This window comes from Cellulomonas sp. P22 (genome assembly GCF_044392165.1).
The window spans coordinates 64,666-81,953 of record NZ_JBISBW010000002.1 but is presented as its reverse complement, the minus strand read 5'-3'; the positions used below and the strand labels follow the sequence as shown (position 1 = coordinate 81,953).

Genomic DNA, 17,288 nt, shown 5'->3' with positions numbered 1-17,288 from the left:
TGACTCGCTGTGACCTCAACTCTTTACCGGCACGGCGTGGTGCACTCACCTGCGGACCCGTTCGCCGAGGCGGTCGTGGTCGAGGACGGCACGATCGTCTGGATCGGCTCCGACGACACGGCTGACGGCATGGTCGACCGCGCCGACGAGGTGGTCGACCTCGACGGCGCGCTCGTGGCGCCGGCCTTCGTCGACGCGCACGTGCACGTGCTCGAGACGGCGCTCGCGCTCGACGGCGTCGCGCTGACGCCCGAGGCGGGGGTGCGGTCGCTGGCCGACGCGCTCGACGCCGTGCACCGGGCAGCGCAGGTGCACGACGCCGGTGCGGGCCTGCCGATCCTCGGGCACGGCTGGGACGAGCAGGAGTGGCCTGAGGGGCGCGCGCCGACCCGCGAGGAGCTCGACAGGGCTGCCGGGGGAGCGCCGGTGTACCTCGCCCGGGTCGACGTCCACTCGGCCGTCGTCTCGTCGTCGCTCGCGGCGGCCGCGGGCCTGGCCGGGCTGCCCGGCTGGGACGACGACGGCCGCGTCGAGCGCGACGCGCACCATGCGGCCCGCACGCTCGCGCGGGACGTCGAGCCGGCCCGGCGCGGGGCGCTCTACCGCCGCGCCCTGCAGGCCGCAGCCGCCGCGGGCATCGTCGCGGTGCACGAGAACAGCGCACCGTTCGTGGACACCCGCGAGGGGCTCGCCCAGCTGCTCGCGATGACGGCGGACGCCGAGAGCGGGCTGCCGCTCGTCGTCGGGTACCGCGGCGAGCTGTGCGTCACGAGCGACGACGCCCACGCGCTGCTCGAGGCGGTACCGGGCCTCACGGGCATCGGCGGCGACCTCAATGTCGACGGCTCGATCGGTTCGCGGACGGCCGCCCTGCGCACGCCGTACGCCGACGCCGTGCCCGGCGCCGAGCACCCTGCGGGCGTGCTCCACCTGACGGCCGAGCAGATCAGCAACCACCTCGGTGCGGTGACCCGCGCCGGGCTGCAGGCCGGGTTCCACATCATCGGGGACCGGGCCATGGACGAGTTCATGCTCGGCCTGGGCGTGGCCGTCGACGTCGAGGGTGTCGACGCGATCCGCGGCGCAGGCCACCGGATCGAGCACGCCGAGATGATCGACGCCCACGCGCTCGCCTCGCTCGTGCTGCTCGGCGTGCGGCTCAGCGTCCAGCCGGCGTTCGACGCCGCGTGGGGCGGTCCCGACGGCATGTACGCGCGTCGGCTCGGCGCCGGTCGCGCGGCCGCGCTGAACCCGCTCGCCGACCTCGCCGCCGCAGGCATCCCGCTCGCGTTCGGGTCCGACGCGCCCGTCACACCGTTCGACCCGTGGGGGGCCGTCCGCGCGGCGGTCACGCACCACGAGTCCGACCAGCGCATCTCGGCGCGTGCGGCCTTCCGCGCGCACACCCGTGGAGGGTGGCGGGCGGCAGGCCTCGACCACACGGGAGCCGGCGAGATCCGGCTGGGCGCCCCCGCCCACCTCGCTCTGTGGCGTGCCGAGCACCTCGCGGTCCAGGTCGCGCACCCGCGGGTGTCGGGGTGGAGCGCGGACCCTCGCGCCGGCACCCCGCTGCTGCCCGATCTCGAGCCCGGTGCACCGGAGCCGCGGTGCGTGCGGACCGTGCGTTCGGGGATCGTCATCCACGACGAGCTGGACTGACCGGTCCGCGCAGAATCACCCGGACGGCTCAGTGCCCCGACACCCGTCCGACACTCCGCACGACACGCCGTGACGGCCTGTCTGATCCCGGACATATCGGAACTCGGTGACCTGCGCGGACGCGCCTGAGCAGGGGCATCGCGTGCTTGACAGCCCCCGGGCAGGCGGTAGGTTCGCGTGGTGTTCCGCATCTGCGGATGATCGGTCGGCGGAAGCCCACAGCTCCTGCCCTCCGCCCGCGGAGGAGGACCCGGCTAGGCCCGCGTGTTCAGTAGAAAACGGATGCACCCGCACCGCGGGTCCACCCGGCACGAAGGACACGCGGGCCGGTCGGTCGGGACGATGCGGCTGACGTACTCTGCTGCGGTGCCTGATCGCGAGCCCTCCCGCTGGTCAACCCTGGTGCTCGCGGTCGCCGGCGGTGCGCTGACCTGGGCGGCCTTCCCCGACCTCGACTGGTGGGGGACCGCCTTCCTCGGCGTCGCCACCCTGTTCCTGGCCTTCCGTCGGGACAGCGCCTGGTGGAACGCGCTCGTCGGGCTCGTCTGGGGGCTGACGTTCTTCGCCCCGCACATCACCTGGGCGGACTTCGCGGTCGGTCGCGTGCCGTGGCTCGCCCTGTCGGTCTTCGAGGCCTGCTACGTCGCGCTGCTCGGCGCGGCCTGGACGTGGGCACGCCGCGGCAACGCCGTCTGGCGCAGCGCAGGGCTCCAGCTCGGGGTGTTCGTGGTGCTGTGGGTCGCCGTGGAGGAGCTGCGCATGACGTGGCCCTTCGGCGGCTTCCCGTGGGGTCGACTCGCGTTCTCGCAGGCGTCGAGCCCGCTGCTCGGGTTCGCCTGGGTCGCCGGCGCCCCGCTCGTGTCCGCCGTCGTCGTCGCGGTGGGCGTCCTGCTCGCCCAGGTGTGGACCGCGCTGCGCCGAGGGGCCTTCGGGGCCGCAGGGCTGCGCACCGCCGCGGCCGTGGTGCTCGTCGTGGCCGGCACCTTCGTCCCCCTGGACACCCGTGCGGAGTCCGGCACGCTCGAGGTGGGAGCCGTGCAGGGCAACGTCCCACGACCCGGGCTCGACGCGTTCTCGCAGCGGCGCCAGGTCCTCGACAACCACATCGCCGGAACCCTCGCGCTGCTCGACCGCGTGGCGCCCGGCCAGCTCGACCTCGTCGTGTGGCCCGAGAACGGCACCGACGTGGACCCGCAGGCCGACGCCGAGGCAGCGCAGCTCATCGACGACGCGGCACGGGCGGTGGACGCCCCGCTCCTGGTCGGCACCGTGGAGTACCCGCCCACCGGCGGCCGCTACAACACGGCCGTCCTGTGGGAGCCGGGCCGGGGCGTCGTCGCGACGTACAGCAAGCAGCACCCGGCGCCGTTCGCGGAGTACATCCCGATGCGGGACTTCTTCCGGCGGTTCTCCTCGGCGGTGGACCTGGTCACGACGGACATGGTCGCGGGAACCGAGGTCGGGGTCGTGCCGGTCGAGGTCCCCCGGCTCGAGCGCACGGTGCCGCTCGGCGACATCATCTGCTTCGAGGTCGGCTACGACGAGCTGGCGCGCGACGCCGTCCGCGCGGGGGCCGAGGTGCTCTTCGTGCAGACCAACAACGCGACCTTCGGCTACACGGCCGAGTCGACCCAGCAGCTCGCGATGTCGCGGCTGCGCGCGGTCGAGCTGGGCCGTGCCACCGTGCAGATCTCGACGGTGGGGGTCAGCGCCGTGATCGCGCCCAACGGTGCCGTCAGCCAGCAGACCGGCCTCTTCACGGCGGAGCAGCTGGTCGCTACGCTTCCGCTGCGGGATTCCCTCACGCCGGCCGCCCGGCTGGGTGGCTGGCCCGCGTGGATCGCCGACGCTCTGGCTCTGTGCGTCGTGGTCACCGGGATGGCCGGAGCACGACGCATCCGGCGCCCGGACCGTCCCGAGGGAGCACGATGACGTCCAGCCCCGCCGATCTCCGCGTGCTCGTCGTGGTCCCCACCTACGACGAGCGGGACAGCCTCCCGGGCGCGATCGACCGCCTGCGGGCCCACGTGCCCGACGCTGACGTGCTCGTCGTGGACGACGCGTCTCCCGACGGCACGGGCGAGCTCGCCGAGTCGATCGCGGCCGCCGAGGAGTCTCGGTCGGGACGCGACCCGGTGCACGTCATGCACCGCGCCGGCAAGCAGGGGCTCGGCACCGCCTACGTGGCGGGCTTCCGCTGGGGCCTCGAGCGCGGGTACGACGTGATCGTGGAGATGGACGCCGACGGGTCGCACCGCGCGGAGGACCTCCCGCGGCTGCTCGCGGCGCTCGACGGCGCCGATCTGGTGCTCGGCTCACGCTGGGTGCCCGGCGGGAAGGTCGTCAACTGGCCGCTCAACCGCCAGCTGCTCTCCCGCGGGGCCAACACGTACACGCGGCTCGCGCTCGGGCTGCCCCTGCACGACGCCACCGGCGGGTTCCGCGCGTACCGCGCTCCGGTCCTGCGCGCGCTGCCGCTCGACGAGATCGAGTCGCACGGCTACTGCTTCCAGGTCGACATGGCGTGGCGCGTGCTGCGGGCCGGGGGCACCGCCGTCGAGGTGCCGATCACGTTCGTCGAGCGCGAGCAGGGCCGGTCGAAGATGAGCAGCAACATCGTCGTCGAGGCGCTCGTCAAGGTCACGGTGTGGGGTGTCCAGGAGCGCGGCCGTCAGCTCCTCGGTGCCGCGCAGCGGCTGCGCGGCACCTCACCCGCGGCCTGAGCCGCCGGGCCGGGCGCGGTCGTCAGGCCCCGGAACGACGTCGGGCGCCGGTCCCGGAGGACCGACGCCCGACGAGGACGCTGTGCACGATCAGGCGCTGCGACGCAGCTTCCCGGCCCGCAGGAGGTCGAGCCGCTCGTCGAGCAGCTCCTCGAGCTCCTTGACCGTCCGACGCTCCAGGAGCATGTCCCAGTGCGTGCGCGGCGGCTTGCCACCCTTCGGCTCGGGCTTCGAGGCGTCCCGCAGGAGCGCCTCCTCGCCGCAGCGGCACTCCCAGGTGACCGGGACGTCCGCCTCGACCGAGAAGGGCAGAATGATGGTGTGCCCGTTGGGGCAGTCGTAATGTGCCTGGAGACGGGGGGCGAAGTCGACGCCGTCCTCTGTCTCCATGCTGTGAGAACCGATGCGCATACCGCGCAGGGACCGGTTCGACATCTAGGAACCTCCGTGCTTTTGCCGTGGAGAACACTCTTCCGCAGGGCTCAACGTCCGACAGGCCCCTGGTGTTCCATAGTGCCGTGAAGGTCTCGTGAACGCCCGGCGAGCAGGCATGCCGCCTGACGTGCACGATCGGTGCTCGGCCGCTGGTCAGGGCGCCGTTAGTCTTGACCGGTGACTCTGACCACGTACCGCCGTCTCGGCGACTCCGGCCTGTCCGTCTCCCTCGCTGGCCTGGGCTGCAACTCGTTCGGCGCGACCATGCCCCCGGCGGACGTCCCCTCCGTGGTGCACGCGGCGCTCGATGCGGGCGTGACCCTCTTCGACACCGCCGACATCTACGGGGGGACCCCCGGCGAGAGCGAGGAGCTGCTGGGTGCGGCACTCGGCTCACGCCGCGACGAGGCGGTGGTCGCGACCAAGTTCGGCATGGACGCCGCGGGGCTCAACGGCGCCGACCACGGGGCGCGCGGCTCGCGCCGGTACATCCGTCGGGCGGTCGAGGGCTCGCTGCGGCGGCTCGGCACCGACCACATCGACCTGTACCAGATGCACGAGCCCGACCCGCTGACGCCGATCGACGAGACGCTCGCGGCGCTCCACGAGCTGGTGCGCGAGGGCAAGGTCCTGTACCTGGGCAGCTCGAACTTCAGCGGCTGGCAGATCGTCGACGCGGACTGGTCCGCACGCAGCGTGGGCCACACGCCGTTCGTCTCGGCCCAGAACCGGTACAACCTGCTCGACCGCCGCGCCGAGGCCGAGGTGGTCCCCGCGGCCGAGCGTTCGGGCGTGGGGATCCTCCCGTACGTCCCGCTCGCGTCGGGCCTGCTGACGGGCAAGTACCGCCGCGGCGAGGCCGCCCCCGCGGGCACCCGCCTGACGCTGATCCCCGAGCGCCTCGCGGCAGCAGACTTCGACCGCATCGAAGCGTTGGCCGCGCTGGCCACGGAATGGGGCATCGACCTGCCGACCCTCGCGCTCGGCGCGCTGGCGGCCCAGCCGGGGGTGTCGTCGGTCATCGCGGGCGCCCGCACGCCAGATCAGCTGCGGAAGAACGTCCAGAGCCTCGCCTGGGAGCCCACGCTCGAGCAGCTGGCCGCGATCGACGAGGTGTCGCCCGGCGCCTGACCGGCGCACGTCCACCCCGCCACGGGCATCAGTCCGTGGCGGGGGCACGGAGCACCCCTGCATGGTGGGCGCCCACGGCGACCTCGGCACGGATGCGCAGCCCTGCCGTCGACGCGTGCAGGCGGAGCACGCGCGACCATCCGCGCTCGAACGCGCCGTCCACGCCACCGCTCTCGTGGACGTACCCGACGAGCACCGAGCCGCCGGGCGCCTCGTGGGCGACCACGGACGTGAGCACGAGCACGAGGTGCGCCGCGACCGCCTCGGACGGCCTCTGGGGTGCGTGCTCGACGGGCAGGGCCACGGGCAGCGCCCGGTCGTGGTCGTCGAGGACGAGGAACCACAGGGTGGGTGGTCCGCCGCGTCGGTCGCCGAGGACGTTCAGCAGGGTGTCGAGGAGTGCGTCGTCGGGATCGGGCTCGTGCGTGCGGGGTGTCATGCGGCCACCGTCCGCAACGGTGCCGACACCGGCGCGCTCACGGCTGCGACCCCTGTGCGGAGACCGGCGCCGCGCGGGCCTTGGGGGTGCGCGGCGCCGGATCCGGGGCGTCGCTACTCGGGCCGCGCGGGCTGGGAGAGCACCACGCCGTCGGTGAACATGACCCCGTCGCTGAACCTCGCCTCGACGCGGCCGCCGCCGAACTGCTCGGCGTACAGCCGCGCGTACAGGCCGTCGGGGGCCGTCACGAGCTGCTCGTGCGTGCCGCGCTCCACGACCCGTCCGTCGTCCACCACGAAGATGACGTCCGCCGCGCGGATCGTGGAGAGGCGGTGCGCGATCGCCAGCGTGGTGCGACGGCGCGCGGCCCGCGCCAGCGCGTCCTGCACCAGCCGTTCGGAGGCCGTGTCGAGGGCCGAGGTCGCCTCGTCGAGGATCAGCACGCTCGGGTCCTTGAGCAGCACGCGCGCGATCGCCACCCGCTGCTTCTCGCCACCTGAGAGCCGGTACCCGCGTTCGCCCACGACGGTGCGGTAGCCGTCCTCGAACGACTCGATGCGGTCGTGGATGTTGGCTGCCCGGCAGGCCTCCTCGAGCTCGGCATCGGTCGCGTCGGGGCGCGCGTAGCGCAGGTTCTCGGCGATGGTCGCGTGGAACAGGTACGGGTCCTGGGTCACCATCCCGATCGAGTCGGCGAGGCTCGAGAGCGTCACGTCGCGCACGTCGTGGCCGTCGAGCCGCACCGCGCCACGGTCCACCTCGTAGAGCCGCGGCACGAGGTAGCTCAGCGTCGTCTTGCCCGCGCCGGACGGGCCCACGAACGCGGCGAACTGCCCGGGCTCGACCTCGAGCGAGACGTCACGCACCGCCCAGGTGCGCGACGACGAGCCTGCGGCACGAGCGGCGACGGGACGTCCCCGGTGCTCGACCTCGACGCGCATGCCACCTCCCGCCCCGCCGCCCGCGGGGTGCGCGCCGGCCACGCCGAAGCTCAGCATCGCGCCACGCATCCCGCCGCCGCCCCCGCCGCCGGTCCGCACCGTGCGCACCGGGGCGGGCTCCTGGAGCTGCGGGGGAGCCGGGTAGCGGAACCAGACCTCGTCGAGCGTCACCCGGCCGCGGGTCGTCGCGGGGTCGAGCTCGACCGCGTCGGGCCGGTCGGTGATCGCCGGCCGCAGGTCGAGGTACTCGAAGATGCGGCGGAACAGCGCGAGCGAGGTCTGCACGTCGAGCGCGACGCGCATCAGGGAGACCACGGGCATGAGCAGCCGGGCCTGGAGCGTCGAGAACGCGACGAGCGTGCCCGCGGTGATGGCGCGTGCGTCGAGACCGCCGGTGATCATGTACCCCGCAGCCAGGTAGACGAGCGCGGGCGTGACCGCCATGAACGCGCTGACGACGGCGAAGAAGCCCTGGCCGGCCATCGCCTGACGCACCTGCAGCGTGACCTGACGGTCGTTCTCCTCGCGGTAGCGAGCGACCTCGGTGTCTGAGCGGTTGAAGATCTTGGTCAGCAGCACCCCCGAGACGCTCAGCGCCTCCTCGGTGATCGCGGTCATGTCGGCGAGCGACTCCTGCGTGGCCCGCGCGATGACCTGCCGGCGGGCACCGACGCGCCGTTGCAGCACGACGAAGACGGGCATCAGCACGACCGCGACGAGCGTCAGCTCCCAGCTCAGCAGCAGCATCGCGACGAGCGAGGCGATCACGGTGACGGCGTTGGACAGGATCGACGAGGCTGTCGTGGTCAGCACCGACCGCACACCGCCCACGTCGTTCGCGAGCCGCGACTGGATCGAGCCGGTGCGGGTGGCCGTGAAGAACGCGAGCTCCATGCGCTCGAGGTGCGCGAACAGGCGCCCGCGCAGGTCCGCCATCGCGAGGTTGCCGACCTTGGTGGTGAGGTAGGTCTGCCCCACGCCGATCGCCGAGCTGAGCAGCGGAACGACGATCATCGCGGCCACCAGCACGAGCAGCAGGTGCATGTCGACGCCCGAGCCGTCGGCGGGGAACAGCGCGTCGTCGAAGACCCGCTGGGTCAGGAACGGCGTGATGATGCCGAGCACGGCTCCGACGAGGATCGACACCCCGACCAGGACCAGCTCGCCGCGGTACGGGGTGAGGAGTCCGCCGACGCGCCGCAGCAGCGCCCCCGAGGACGCTTCGTCAGGCTCCGGGACGGGCGACGACGCGGGTGGGGGAGTCGGAGCTGTCATGGGGTCAGTCTGACGGGTCGTGCACCCGCTCCGGTGCCAGGCCGATCGCGACCGTCGCACCCAGGTCGTCGTCGCTGACGAGCCGCGCGGCCAGTCCGCCCCGCGTCATCGCCTCGATCACGCGGGCCCCCTGCCGCTCGCTCGTCTCGACGAGCAGCGCTCCACCGGGCGCCAGCCACCCCGGTGCCGCCTCGATCACGCGGTGCACCACGTCGAGCCCGTCGGTGCCGCCGTCGAGGGCCGAGAGGGGCTCGTGCAGGCGCGCCTCGGGCGGCAGCAGGTCCAGCGCGTCCGTCGGGACGTACGGGGCGTTGGCGACCAGGACGTCGACCCGTCCGCGCAGCGTCGCGGGCAGCGGGGTGTCGAGGTCGCCCTCGTAGACGTGGCCGACGTCGGGCGCGAGGTTGCGGCGGGCGCAGCGCACCGCTGCCGGCTCGATGTCGACCGCATGGACCTCGACGGCGCCGAGCTGCGCCGCGAGCGCGGCCGCCACCGCGCCCGAGCCGCAGCACAGGTCGACGACGACGGTGCGGGGCATGCCGGACGCTCCCGCGGAGCGGGCACGGGTCGCGGCGACGTGGGCGGCGGCCTCGTGCACGAGCAGCTCGGTGCGTCGGCGGGGGACGAACACCCCGGGCTCGACCGCGATGCGCAGACCGCAGAACTGGGCCCAGCCGAGGACCTGCTCGAGCGGCAGGCCCGCGACGCGCAGGGCGACCATCCGGGCCAGGTCGTCGGGACCCGAGGCTGACTCGACGAGCAGCAGGGCCTCGTCCTCCGCGAACACGCAGCCGGCGGCTCGCAGGGTGTCCACGAGGTCCGGGCGGGGGAGAAGTGGCGCGGTCACGGGCGGGAAGGCTCCTCCGGCGCGGAGTTCGAACGATCGGGCGACCGTACCGGACGCGTGGCCAGAGCGCCCACGAGATTCCGCCCGCGACGACCGGGGCGATCATGCGGCACCTTCAGGCGTGCGTGCGCTCCACGGCCCGCGCCATGAACGCGGCGTCGTCCGCGCCCTCGGCGCGCCACCGGCGCTGCTGCACGGATCCGGTGCCGCGACCGAGCACCTCACGGACCTGGTTCTGGACCCACTCGAGGTCGCCTGTGCGCTCGAGCGCGGGCCGGACGTGCTCGACGAGCTCCGCGATCGCGTCGCCCGCGGGCACCGCTCGCGCGGTCAGCGGGCTCAGCAGGTCGCCCGTGACACCCGAGCGTGCCGCGCGCCACGCGGCGAGCCGCAGGATCTCGGTGCGTGGCGCAGGCTCGGTCGGCGACGAACGGGTGAGCTCGGGGTCGAGGGCCGTGTCGGCCAGTGCCCGCACGAGGAGGCCCTGGAGGACGGCGTCGGCCGCGTCGAGGCAGACGTCGGGCACCCGGACCTCGACGGTCGGGTACCGGGGGGACAGGCGCGCGTCGAAGTAGACCATCCCGGGGTCGAGGATCGTGCCGCTCCCCACCAGCACGTCGACCAGGTCGTGGTAGGCCTGCGCGCTGCCGAACGGGCTCGTGGGGCCGGCCGTCGGCCAGCGCCCCCACACCTGGGACCGGTAGCTCGCGTAGGCGGTGTCCTCGCCGTGCCAGTAGGGGCTGTTGGCGCTGAGGGCGAGCAGCAGCGGCGTCCAGGGGCGGAGGTGGTCGATGACCTGGACGCCTTCGTCGTCGTCGCCGACCTCGACGTGGACGTGGCAGCCGCACGTGAGCTGCTCCCGGGCGATCTCGCCGAAGTCGTGCCGGATGGCCCGCGCCCGCTGGTTCGCGATGACCGTGGGGTCACCGCCACGGGGCGCGGTGGCGAGGGCCACCACGCGGGCGCCGACGTGCTGGGCCGAGGCGTCCGCGCGGGCCCGGCCCGTCCGGACCTCGGCGAGCAGCCCGTCGCGGTCGGTGCTCGGGCGCGTCGACGTCTCGACCTGCTCCTGGGTGAACTCCTTCTCGAGCGTCCCACCTGGTTGTTCACCCGCGACGGCGTCGGACGCGTGCGCTGCCGCGTGCTGCAGCGCGGGAGCTGCAACGGCGCGGAGCGAACCGTCAGGCGCGACGAGAAGGAACTCTTCCTCGATCCCGATGCTGCGCACCACCACAGTGTGGTGGGACGACCGGCCACTGTCCTGCCGAGCGTCTTTTTACTTTCATAATGTCCATTATTGGCGTTTGCTTTACCTTAGCCGTCGAGTGCGCGGGGTGTCGAGACCCGACGGCCCGCGGTGCAGCCCCGCTCGCGGGGGAGCGGTGCGTCGGGACCTCAGGCCTCGAGCGTCGACCGTGCGGTGCGGACCGCTGCGCGGTGCTCGGTCGCGAGGAAGGCGAGCCCGACACCGACCACCGCACCCACGAAGGTCTCGACACCGCGGTCCCGGACCAGCACGTCCGTCGGCGTCACCGTGACCATGGTCGTCATCAGCAGGGCCATCGGCGTGATGAAGATCATCGCGAACCCGTAGTTGCGCCCGACGAAGAGCTCGGTGACGGTCTGCAGCACCACGACCGTGGCCACGACCGCCCAGCCGTCCAGGTGCAGCGAGAGCAGTGCGGCGGCGATCACGAGGCCGACCGCGGTGCCCGCCACCCGGTGCAGGCCGCGCAGCACCCGCCCGGGGGTGTCCGGCCCGACGAGGGACGCGATCGCGGCGACCATGGCCCAGCCCGGATGACCGATCCCGATCACGTTCGCGACGCTGCCGGCGACGAGGGCTGCGAGCCCGTAGCGGACCGCATGACGCAGCACCTGGGGGTCGTCGACGACGCGCCGAGCCCCGAACGGCAGCCGGGCCGGATGGTGCACCGCACGGCGGCGACGGCTGAGCGCACCCAGCGCACCCACGCCGACAGCGAAGGCGGCGGTCGCGGCCGAGACGACGAAGCTCGCGACGACGCCACCGCTGTCGGTCGGGATGGCGGCACAGGTGGCGATCGCGAACACAGCGAACAACGGCCCGACCGGGTGCCAGCCCGCCGCGTCACCGATCAGCGAGGCGACCACCGCCGTCGCGGCTGCGGCCAGGACGATGGGCCAGGTGCCTGCAGCGTTCGAGGGGGACGTGGCTGCCAGCAGCGCACCGCCGCCCGTTGCGGCGACGAGCACCGCGGCAGCCGCGAGCTGGGTCGGGAGTCGCCGCCGGTAGCCCTCGATGCGCCCGTAGAGCGCGGTGAACGCGCCGAACGCGGCGTAGGCAGCCCACTCGAGGTGACCGGTCAGCATCAGCGTCGCGAGCGGGACGGCGACCGAGACGCCCGCCCGAAGGGCGACGGCGTTGCTGGCCGCGGGCGGCCCGAAGCGCACCAGGTCGCGGGGGTGTGGCAGATGGTCCGCGAACGGCACGAGGGTGGGACCTCCAGAGGGCTGCAGGAGAGAATGATGGGGGGCGACGGCCCGACCGTCCCGGCTACTTTACAGGTAAACTATTTCGATCCGAGCGGTCGTGAGAGGGGTGCGCCGTGGAGGAGTCGGCACGCGACGGCGTGGACCGGATGCAGGCGGCGTGGAACCAGGTCCGCCCCGAGCTCGACACCGTCCCGATGGGTGTCGTCGGCCGGCTGCTGCGGGCGGCGCCGCTCGTCCTCGCGTCGTGCGAGGCGTACCTGGCGCCGCACGACCTCAGCCGGGCCGAGTTCGACATCGTCTCCGCGCTGACCCGCAGCGGACGCCCCCTGAGCCCCGGCGAGCTCTCGCGCGAGCTGCTGTTCACCGGGCCCGCGACGACCAAGCGGCTTCGACGCCTCGAGGACGGCGGCTGGATCGTGCGCGACGTGAACCCCGAGGACGCCCGCGGCTTCCTGATCGCGCCCACGCCAGACGGAGCGCGGCGCTTCGACGCGCTGCTGCCCGGATACCTCGCGCACGAGGCCTCGCTCATCGCGATGCTCGACGCCGATCAGCAGGAACAGGTCGGCGACCTGCTGCGCACGTTGCTCGGCAGCTGGGAGCGCAGCACGAGCGACCCGCAGCGCCGCGCGCCCGGGTCCTGACACCGAGGCGAGGCGACGGCGACAGCGACGGGGACGCGTCCGGAGGGCCCTCGCGCTCGCGGTCTTGTCTACTCCGTCGGCGCCGGGACCGGGGTCGCAAGGATGCCGTTGAGGATCACGCCCAGTCCCCAGGCGGCGCGCTGGTCGTCACTTCCGCTGAGCAGCAGGTCGCGCATCGCGAGCGTGGTCGGGTGGTCCGCCGGGTCGAGGGTGCGGTAGTACTCGTCGATGCGGTCCAGGTAGTCGGCCTCGACCGCACCGTCCGCTCCACGCTGGTCGTTGATGGTCTTCTCGGCCGCGGTCGCGCTGGTCCAGAGACCGATGAGATCGACAGCCCACGCCGCCGTGCGCTGGTCGACGCCGGACTCGAGCACCGCGTTGAGCAGGTGCTCGCCGACGCGGCTCGCGTTGGGTGAGATGGGGATCGCGCCGAGCGCCGCCACGGCGAGACTGCGGTGGCGGGTGAGGGCTGCGATCTGGGACTGGACGAGCGCGGTGACCTTCTCCTGCCAGCTGCCCTCCGTCGGATTCTCGACGGTCGCGAGCTCGCTGTCGATCATGGCCGCGAGCAGGTCCTCGCGGTTCTCGACATAGACGTAGAGGGAGGCTGCTCCGGTGTCGAGCTCGCGCGCCACCCGGCGCATGGTGAGCGCGCCCAGCCCTTCGGCGTCGACCACGCGAAGCGCCGCGGCCGCGATCGTCTCCCGGCTCAACGGCGGCTTGGCGGGGCGCGCACGGCGGCTCACCGGCGACTGATCACGATCACGCATGTGCCCACCGTACCGAACCACGTTTCGAACGAACAACGTTTGACACGAACACCGTTCGCTCGTACGTTCGCGGTGATCGATCTCAACGAACAACGTTCGCTCTCAACTTCCTGGAGCTCTCATGTCCGCCATCGCCACCGCGGTCAAGCCGCCGCTCACCAGCCCGTTGCAACGGACCCTCATCCTCGCGGTCGTGCTCGTGGCCGACATCCTCGACCTGCTCGACTCGACCATCACCAACATCGCCGCGCCGACGATCGCCGACGCGTTGGGTGGCGGCCAGCAGCTGATCCAGTGGGCCGGAGCGAGCTACGCGCTGGCACTCGGCGTGCTGCTCGTCGTGGGTGGCCGCCTGGGTGACAAGTTCGGGCGGCGCCGGACGTTCCTCATCGGCCTGATCGGGTTCACCGCGGCGTCCGCTGCGTGCGGTGTCGCCCTGAACCCCGAGATGTTCATCGCCGGCCGCATCGTGCAGGGAGCCTTCGGCGCGCTCTTGATCCCGCAGGGCTTCGGCATCCTGCTGGCCGCCTACCCGCGCGAGGAGGTGGGCAAGGCGTTCAGCGCCTTCGGGCCCGCCATGGGCATCGCGGCGGTCGGCGGTCCGATCCTTGCCGGCTTCCTCATCCACGCCGACCTGTTCGGACTCGGATGGCGACCGATGTTCCTCATCAACCTCGTCATCGGCGTCGCCGCGATCGTCGCGGCCCTCCTGGTGGTCCCGCGGGACAGGGGAGATCGGTCCGTCGTGCTCGACGGGCTCGGTGCCGGGCTGCTCAGCGTGGCCATGCTGGGCCTGCTCAGCGGGCTGATCGAGGGCTCGTCCACCGGCTGGGGCCCCGTGCCCTTCACCCTGATCGGCCTCGGCATCATCGGGTCCGCGCTCTTCGTCCGACGCCAGCGCGTGGCCAAGGCGCCGATCATCTCTCCCTCGCTCCTGAGGAACCGCGGCTTCACCTCCGGTCTCATCATGGGTGTGCTGTTCTTCGCGGCGGTGGCAGGGTTGCTGTACACGATCTCGCTGTTCGTCCAGGGCGTGCTCCATGTCGACGCCCTCGGCGCCGCGCTGGCGCTCGCGCCCGTCGCAACCGGCCTCATCGTCGCGTCGATCGTGAGCGGCATCCTCATGGGGAAGCTCGGCCGCGGTCTCGTGCTGATCGGCCTGCTCCTCACGCTGGCGGGCACGGCCTGGGCCGGACTGATCGTGCTCGCCGCGGGCGCGACCGTCGGCACGTGGGCGCTCGTCGGCCCGCTGGTGCTCGTCGGGCTGGGCATGGGGGCGTGTTTCGGCACGATCTTCAGCTTCGCCCTGGGCGACATCGACGCCCATGAGACGGGCAGCGCGAGCGGGTCCCTCAACGCGGTGCAACAGCTCGCCAATGCCGCTGGAAGCGCCGCGATCACCACCGTCTTCTTCGCGGTCTCCGATGCGCCCTCCGTGAACGGCATGCTCGCGAGCCTCGCCGTGGTCGGTGCCGTCGTGCTGCTGTGCTGCTTCCTCGTGCGCCTGCTGCCGCGCACGGCGCAACCGCAGGAGCACTGAAGAGCGGCGAGCCTGACCCTCATGCCGCGACACGGGAGGCTGACCGCGGCCGCGACGTTCGAACAGCTGTACGATCCGGCCGTGAGCAGCTATTGGGGTGTCGTGATCGCACAGTCGTGCGGTGACCGCGGCGTGGGGGATGGCCTGATGGCGCTGGCGCACCGACGGGTCGGTGCATGGGACGTCGTCCTGGCGGACGTGCCCGAGGCCGACCTCGGCCGCACCGTTGCCGAGCTGCGTCGGCGGATGATCCCTGCGGACGACGACTGCTGGTACGCCCATTTCTTCCGTGACGATCAGCTGGTCGTCGTCTTCCAGGACCGGGTGTTCGTCGCGACGACCGAGCCGACCTCATGGACAGACGTGATCGCACACGGCCGACGCCACGGCATCCCCGAAGCGCAGCTCGACTTCGAGCCACGGACGCGAGCCGCTGCACGCCGATGGTTCTCGCTGCAGCGAACTGATTGACGACCGGAGGACCGATCGCAGTACGCGCTGGCGTTAGGGGCATGGGAAGCGGGGGGATCCGCAGCGCGAATTGCCCCGTCCTCGATCTGGGATCACCCCGCGGACGGACGAGGTCCGCGGAGGCTTCGTCCTCCGGTGGGATTCCCGACCGCCGGACGTGCGTCAGGGTGGGGTCCACGGCTGGCTGACGTCGATGCGTAAGGACCGAGAGTGCACGACACCTCCTACGAGATCCATGCCTTGCCGGTCGCGGCTCTGCTGACCGCTGCAGGGGTGGTGGCGGTGTGGTGGCGACTTCGCCGGCGGGGCGCCTTCACGGCACTGAGGGCGGCAGCCGGCGCCGCCCTGTGCGCGTACGGCTCCGTCGTGCTCACCGCCGTCCTGCTGCCGATCGCCATCGGCAGACCTGGCAGAGACCAGGCGTGGTTCACCTTCCTGAACCTGACTCCGCTGGTCAACACGGACCCGGCCGACATGCTGCAGAACGTGGTGCTCTTCGCGCCCTGGGGAGTCCTGCTGCCCGTGGTCGCCCGAGTTCGCTCCGTGCGCCACGTGCTGCTGTGCGGGCTCGTGGCGAGCCTCACCATCGAGACGCTCCAGCTCGTCGTCGACGTCACCCTCGGCGGCGGCCACGCAGCCGACGTCAACGACCTGCTCGCGAACACCCTCGGGGCCGTGGTCGGGTACGGCATCCTGCGCGCCGCGATGCTCGTGCCGGCCCTGGCACGACTCGCTGACGCGGCCACCTGGCCGGCGTCGCAGAGCGCCGAGACGCCCACCGCACCAGCCGACGACGACGCCGTGCGACGTCGCGTGCACACGTCTTGACGGCGACTGCGCTGGAAGAGCGAGAGGCGACGGCTCGATCCGGTCAGGTTCCGGCGTGGTTCGAGTGCCACGCCTCGAAGAGCGCCAGCTTGGCGTGGAAGTCCTCGTTCATCGTGCGCGCGTCCACGCGGGTGTAGACGCGCATGAGCGTGCGCTCGCGGGAGCCGACGTAGCGTCCCTCGGGGGTGAGCGAGGGCTTCGACCGGCGGACGTACTCGCAGGACGTGGCGTCGTCCTCCCAGTAGCTGCGCAGGGCGGTGAGGAGGACGAGCGGGGAGTCGCCCAGGACGTAGACCTCGGACGGCGGTCGCCCTGCCGTCGCGTGGCGCAGCATCTCGGCACGCACCTCGTCGTCGAGATGGCGTCCGAGCGGACCCGCGGCGCGGACCCGGACCCGCATCTCCGCGTCCGACAGCACGCACGTCCGGTAGGTGCTGCGCGGCACCTGCCAGACCTCCAGGCCCGGCGCGTCGAACAGGACCTGCGCAGCGCAGACGTCGATCGAGAGGTTGTACTCCTCGGACACGAGGGCCGGCTCGCCGAGCCACGGCACGGGCTCGTGCTCGAAGCCCCCGATCCACACCAGCACGAGGCGATCGGCGATCTCAGGCTGCAGAAGGTAGGCCGAGGCGAGGTCGGTCAGACCTCCGCCGGCGGCGTAGAACAGCGGTCGCGGGTCATCGCGCAGCGCCTCGGCGATGATCCTGTCGACCGCCGGAGAGGGGCACGGTGTGTTGCGGTCGGGCAGGGGAACCTCTGCACCGGCCACCACGCGGTCGGTCGACTCCAGGCCCATGCGCCCGAAGACGTCCTCGGCGACCCGCGCCCCGTCGGCTGCGCTCGTGGTGGAGACGCCGTCCTCCATCCGCAGGCGGGAGGAGACGACCAGGGCGATGTCGACCGCCGGCGAGAGCACGTGGTGGACGAGCTGGAACAGGTCGTCGGGGTCGCCCGCGAAGTCGTTGTCGATGATGACGCGGACCGCAGAAGGTGCTGGTGGCGCACCCTCGAGCCACGGATGCTCGCCGAGACGCCATCGCGGGACGTCAGGGCGGGTCACGTCTTCGGGGATGGTCGCCATGGCGTGGGAGCGTATCGGGAGCGAATCGC

General features: G+C 72.6%; 16 protein-coding genes. 8 read left to right on the top strand and 8 right to left on the bottom strand.

What is annotated here, in order from left to right; genetic code table 11:
- Positions 1-9: 9 nt before the first annotated feature.
- The 3 genes from ACGIF2_RS01100 to ACGIF2_RS01090 all read left to right on the top strand — a co-directional run bounded on the left by ACGIF2_RS01100 (position 10) and on the right by ACGIF2_RS01090 (position 4,382).
- Positions 10-1,659 carry an amidohydrolase gene (locus ACGIF2_RS01100; protein ID WP_396042581.1) on the top strand — a complete coding sequence of 550 codons (1,650 nt, stop codon included), beginning with the start codon at positions 10-12 and terminating at the stop codon, positions 1,657-1,659.
- 342 nt (positions 1,660-2,001) lie between these two features.
- A complete protein-coding gene (gene lnt / locus ACGIF2_RS01095; RefSeq protein ID WP_396042579.1) occupies positions 2,002-3,591 on the top strand; it encodes an apolipoprotein N-acyltransferase in 1,590 nt (529 codons plus the stop codon).
- Positions 3,588-4,382 (top strand): polyprenol monophosphomannose synthase, encoded by a 795-nt coding sequence (locus tag ACGIF2_RS01090; RefSeq protein ID WP_396042577.1) that lies wholly within the window; start codon positions 3,588-3,590, stop codon positions 4,380-4,382. The genes lnt and ACGIF2_RS01090 overlap by 4 nt, the downstream gene beginning before the upstream one ends.
- Positions 4,383-4,472: 90 nt before the next feature.
- Here the strand turns inward: ACGIF2_RS01090 and ACGIF2_RS01085 are convergent, their stop codons facing one another.
- Positions 4,473-4,817 carry an RNA polymerase-binding protein RbpA gene (locus ACGIF2_RS01085; RefSeq protein ID WP_066588806.1) on the bottom strand — a complete coding sequence of 115 codons (345 nt, stop codon included), beginning with the start codon at positions 4,815-4,817 and terminating at the stop codon, positions 4,473-4,475.
- Between the two features lie 183 nt (positions 4,818-5,000).
- Between ACGIF2_RS01085 and ACGIF2_RS01080 the strand changes: the two genes are divergently transcribed.
- Positions 5,001-5,948, top strand: a complete 948-nt coding sequence (locus tag ACGIF2_RS01080; RefSeq protein WP_396043330.1) for an aldo/keto reductase — start codon at positions 5,001-5,003, stop codon at positions 5,946-5,948.
- A gap of 28 nt (positions 5,949-5,976) precedes the next feature.
- Here ACGIF2_RS01080 and ACGIF2_RS01075 read toward each other — a convergent pair whose 3' ends face one another.
- The 5 genes from ACGIF2_RS01075 to ACGIF2_RS01055 form a co-directional block, all read right to left on the bottom strand.
- The gene (locus ACGIF2_RS01075) at positions 5,977-6,387 is read right to left on the bottom strand and encodes a hypothetical protein (protein ID WP_396042575.1); all 411 of its coding nucleotides are present in this window, start codon (positions 6,385-6,387) and stop codon (positions 5,977-5,979) included.
- A 113-nt stretch (positions 6,388-6,500) separates the two neighbouring features.
- On the bottom strand, positions 6,501-8,603 hold the full coding sequence (locus tag ACGIF2_RS01070; protein ID WP_396042573.1) for an ABC transporter ATP-binding protein: 2,103 nt from the start codon (positions 8,601-8,603) through the stop codon (positions 6,501-6,503).
- Positions 8,604-8,607: 4 nt separating this feature from the next.
- Positions 8,608-9,450, bottom strand: coding sequence for a putative protein N(5)-glutamine methyltransferase (locus tag ACGIF2_RS01065; RefSeq protein WP_396042571.1), 843 nt, complete (start codon positions 9,448-9,450; stop codon positions 8,608-8,610).
- A 115-nt stretch (positions 9,451-9,565) separates the two neighbouring features.
- The gene (locus ACGIF2_RS01060) at positions 9,566-10,678 is read right to left on the bottom strand and encodes a glutamate--cysteine ligase (RefSeq protein WP_396042569.1); all 1,113 of its coding nucleotides are present in this window, start codon (positions 10,676-10,678) and stop codon (positions 9,566-9,568) included.
- 167 nt (positions 10,679-10,845) lie between these two features.
- The gene (locus ACGIF2_RS01055) at positions 10,846-11,922 is read right to left on the bottom strand and encodes an FUSC family protein (RefSeq protein ID WP_396042567.1); all 1,077 of its coding nucleotides are present in this window, start codon (positions 11,920-11,922) and stop codon (positions 10,846-10,848) included.
- Between the two features lie 116 nt (positions 11,923-12,038).
- On the opposite strand from ACGIF2_RS01055, the gene ACGIF2_RS01050 reads away from it, so the two are divergent.
- Positions 12,039-12,569: a MarR family winged helix-turn-helix transcriptional regulator gene (locus tag ACGIF2_RS01050; RefSeq protein ID WP_396042565.1), complete on the top strand. Its 531-nt coding sequence runs from the start codon at positions 12,039-12,041 to the stop codon at positions 12,567-12,569.
- A 68-nt stretch (positions 12,570-12,637) separates the two neighbouring features.
- Here the strand turns inward: ACGIF2_RS01050 and ACGIF2_RS01045 are convergent, their stop codons facing one another.
- Complete coding sequence (locus ACGIF2_RS01045; protein WP_396042563.1) at positions 12,638-13,339, bottom strand: TetR/AcrR family transcriptional regulator; 702 nt, start codon at positions 13,337-13,339, stop codon at positions 12,638-12,640.
- A gap of 121 nt (positions 13,340-13,460) precedes the next feature.
- Here ACGIF2_RS01045 and ACGIF2_RS01040 point away from each other — a divergent pair, with 121 nt between their 5' ends.
- The 3 genes from ACGIF2_RS01040 to ACGIF2_RS01030 all read left to right on the top strand — a co-directional run bounded on the left by ACGIF2_RS01040 (position 13,461) and on the right by ACGIF2_RS01030 (position 16,178).
- A complete protein-coding gene (locus ACGIF2_RS01040) occupies positions 13,461-14,879 on the top strand; it encodes a DHA2 family efflux MFS transporter permease subunit (protein WP_396042561.1) in 1,419 nt (472 codons plus the stop codon).
- A gap of 21 nt (positions 14,880-14,900) precedes the next feature.
- Positions 14,901-15,350: a hypothetical protein gene (locus ACGIF2_RS01035; RefSeq protein WP_396042559.1), complete on the top strand. Its 450-nt coding sequence runs from the start codon at positions 14,901-14,903 to the stop codon at positions 15,348-15,350.
- A 210-nt stretch (positions 15,351-15,560) separates the two neighbouring features.
- A complete protein-coding gene (locus tag ACGIF2_RS01030; protein ID WP_396042557.1) occupies positions 15,561-16,178 on the top strand; it encodes a VanZ family protein in 618 nt (205 codons plus the stop codon).
- 43 nt (positions 16,179-16,221) lie between these two features.
- Here the strand turns inward: ACGIF2_RS01030 and ACGIF2_RS01025 are convergent, their stop codons facing one another.
- Positions 16,222-17,259 carry a nucleoside hydrolase gene (locus tag ACGIF2_RS01025; RefSeq protein WP_396042555.1) on the bottom strand — a complete coding sequence of 346 codons (1,038 nt, stop codon included), beginning with the start codon at positions 17,257-17,259 and terminating at the stop codon, positions 16,222-16,224.
- Between the last annotated feature and the right edge of the window lie 29 nt (positions 17,260-17,288).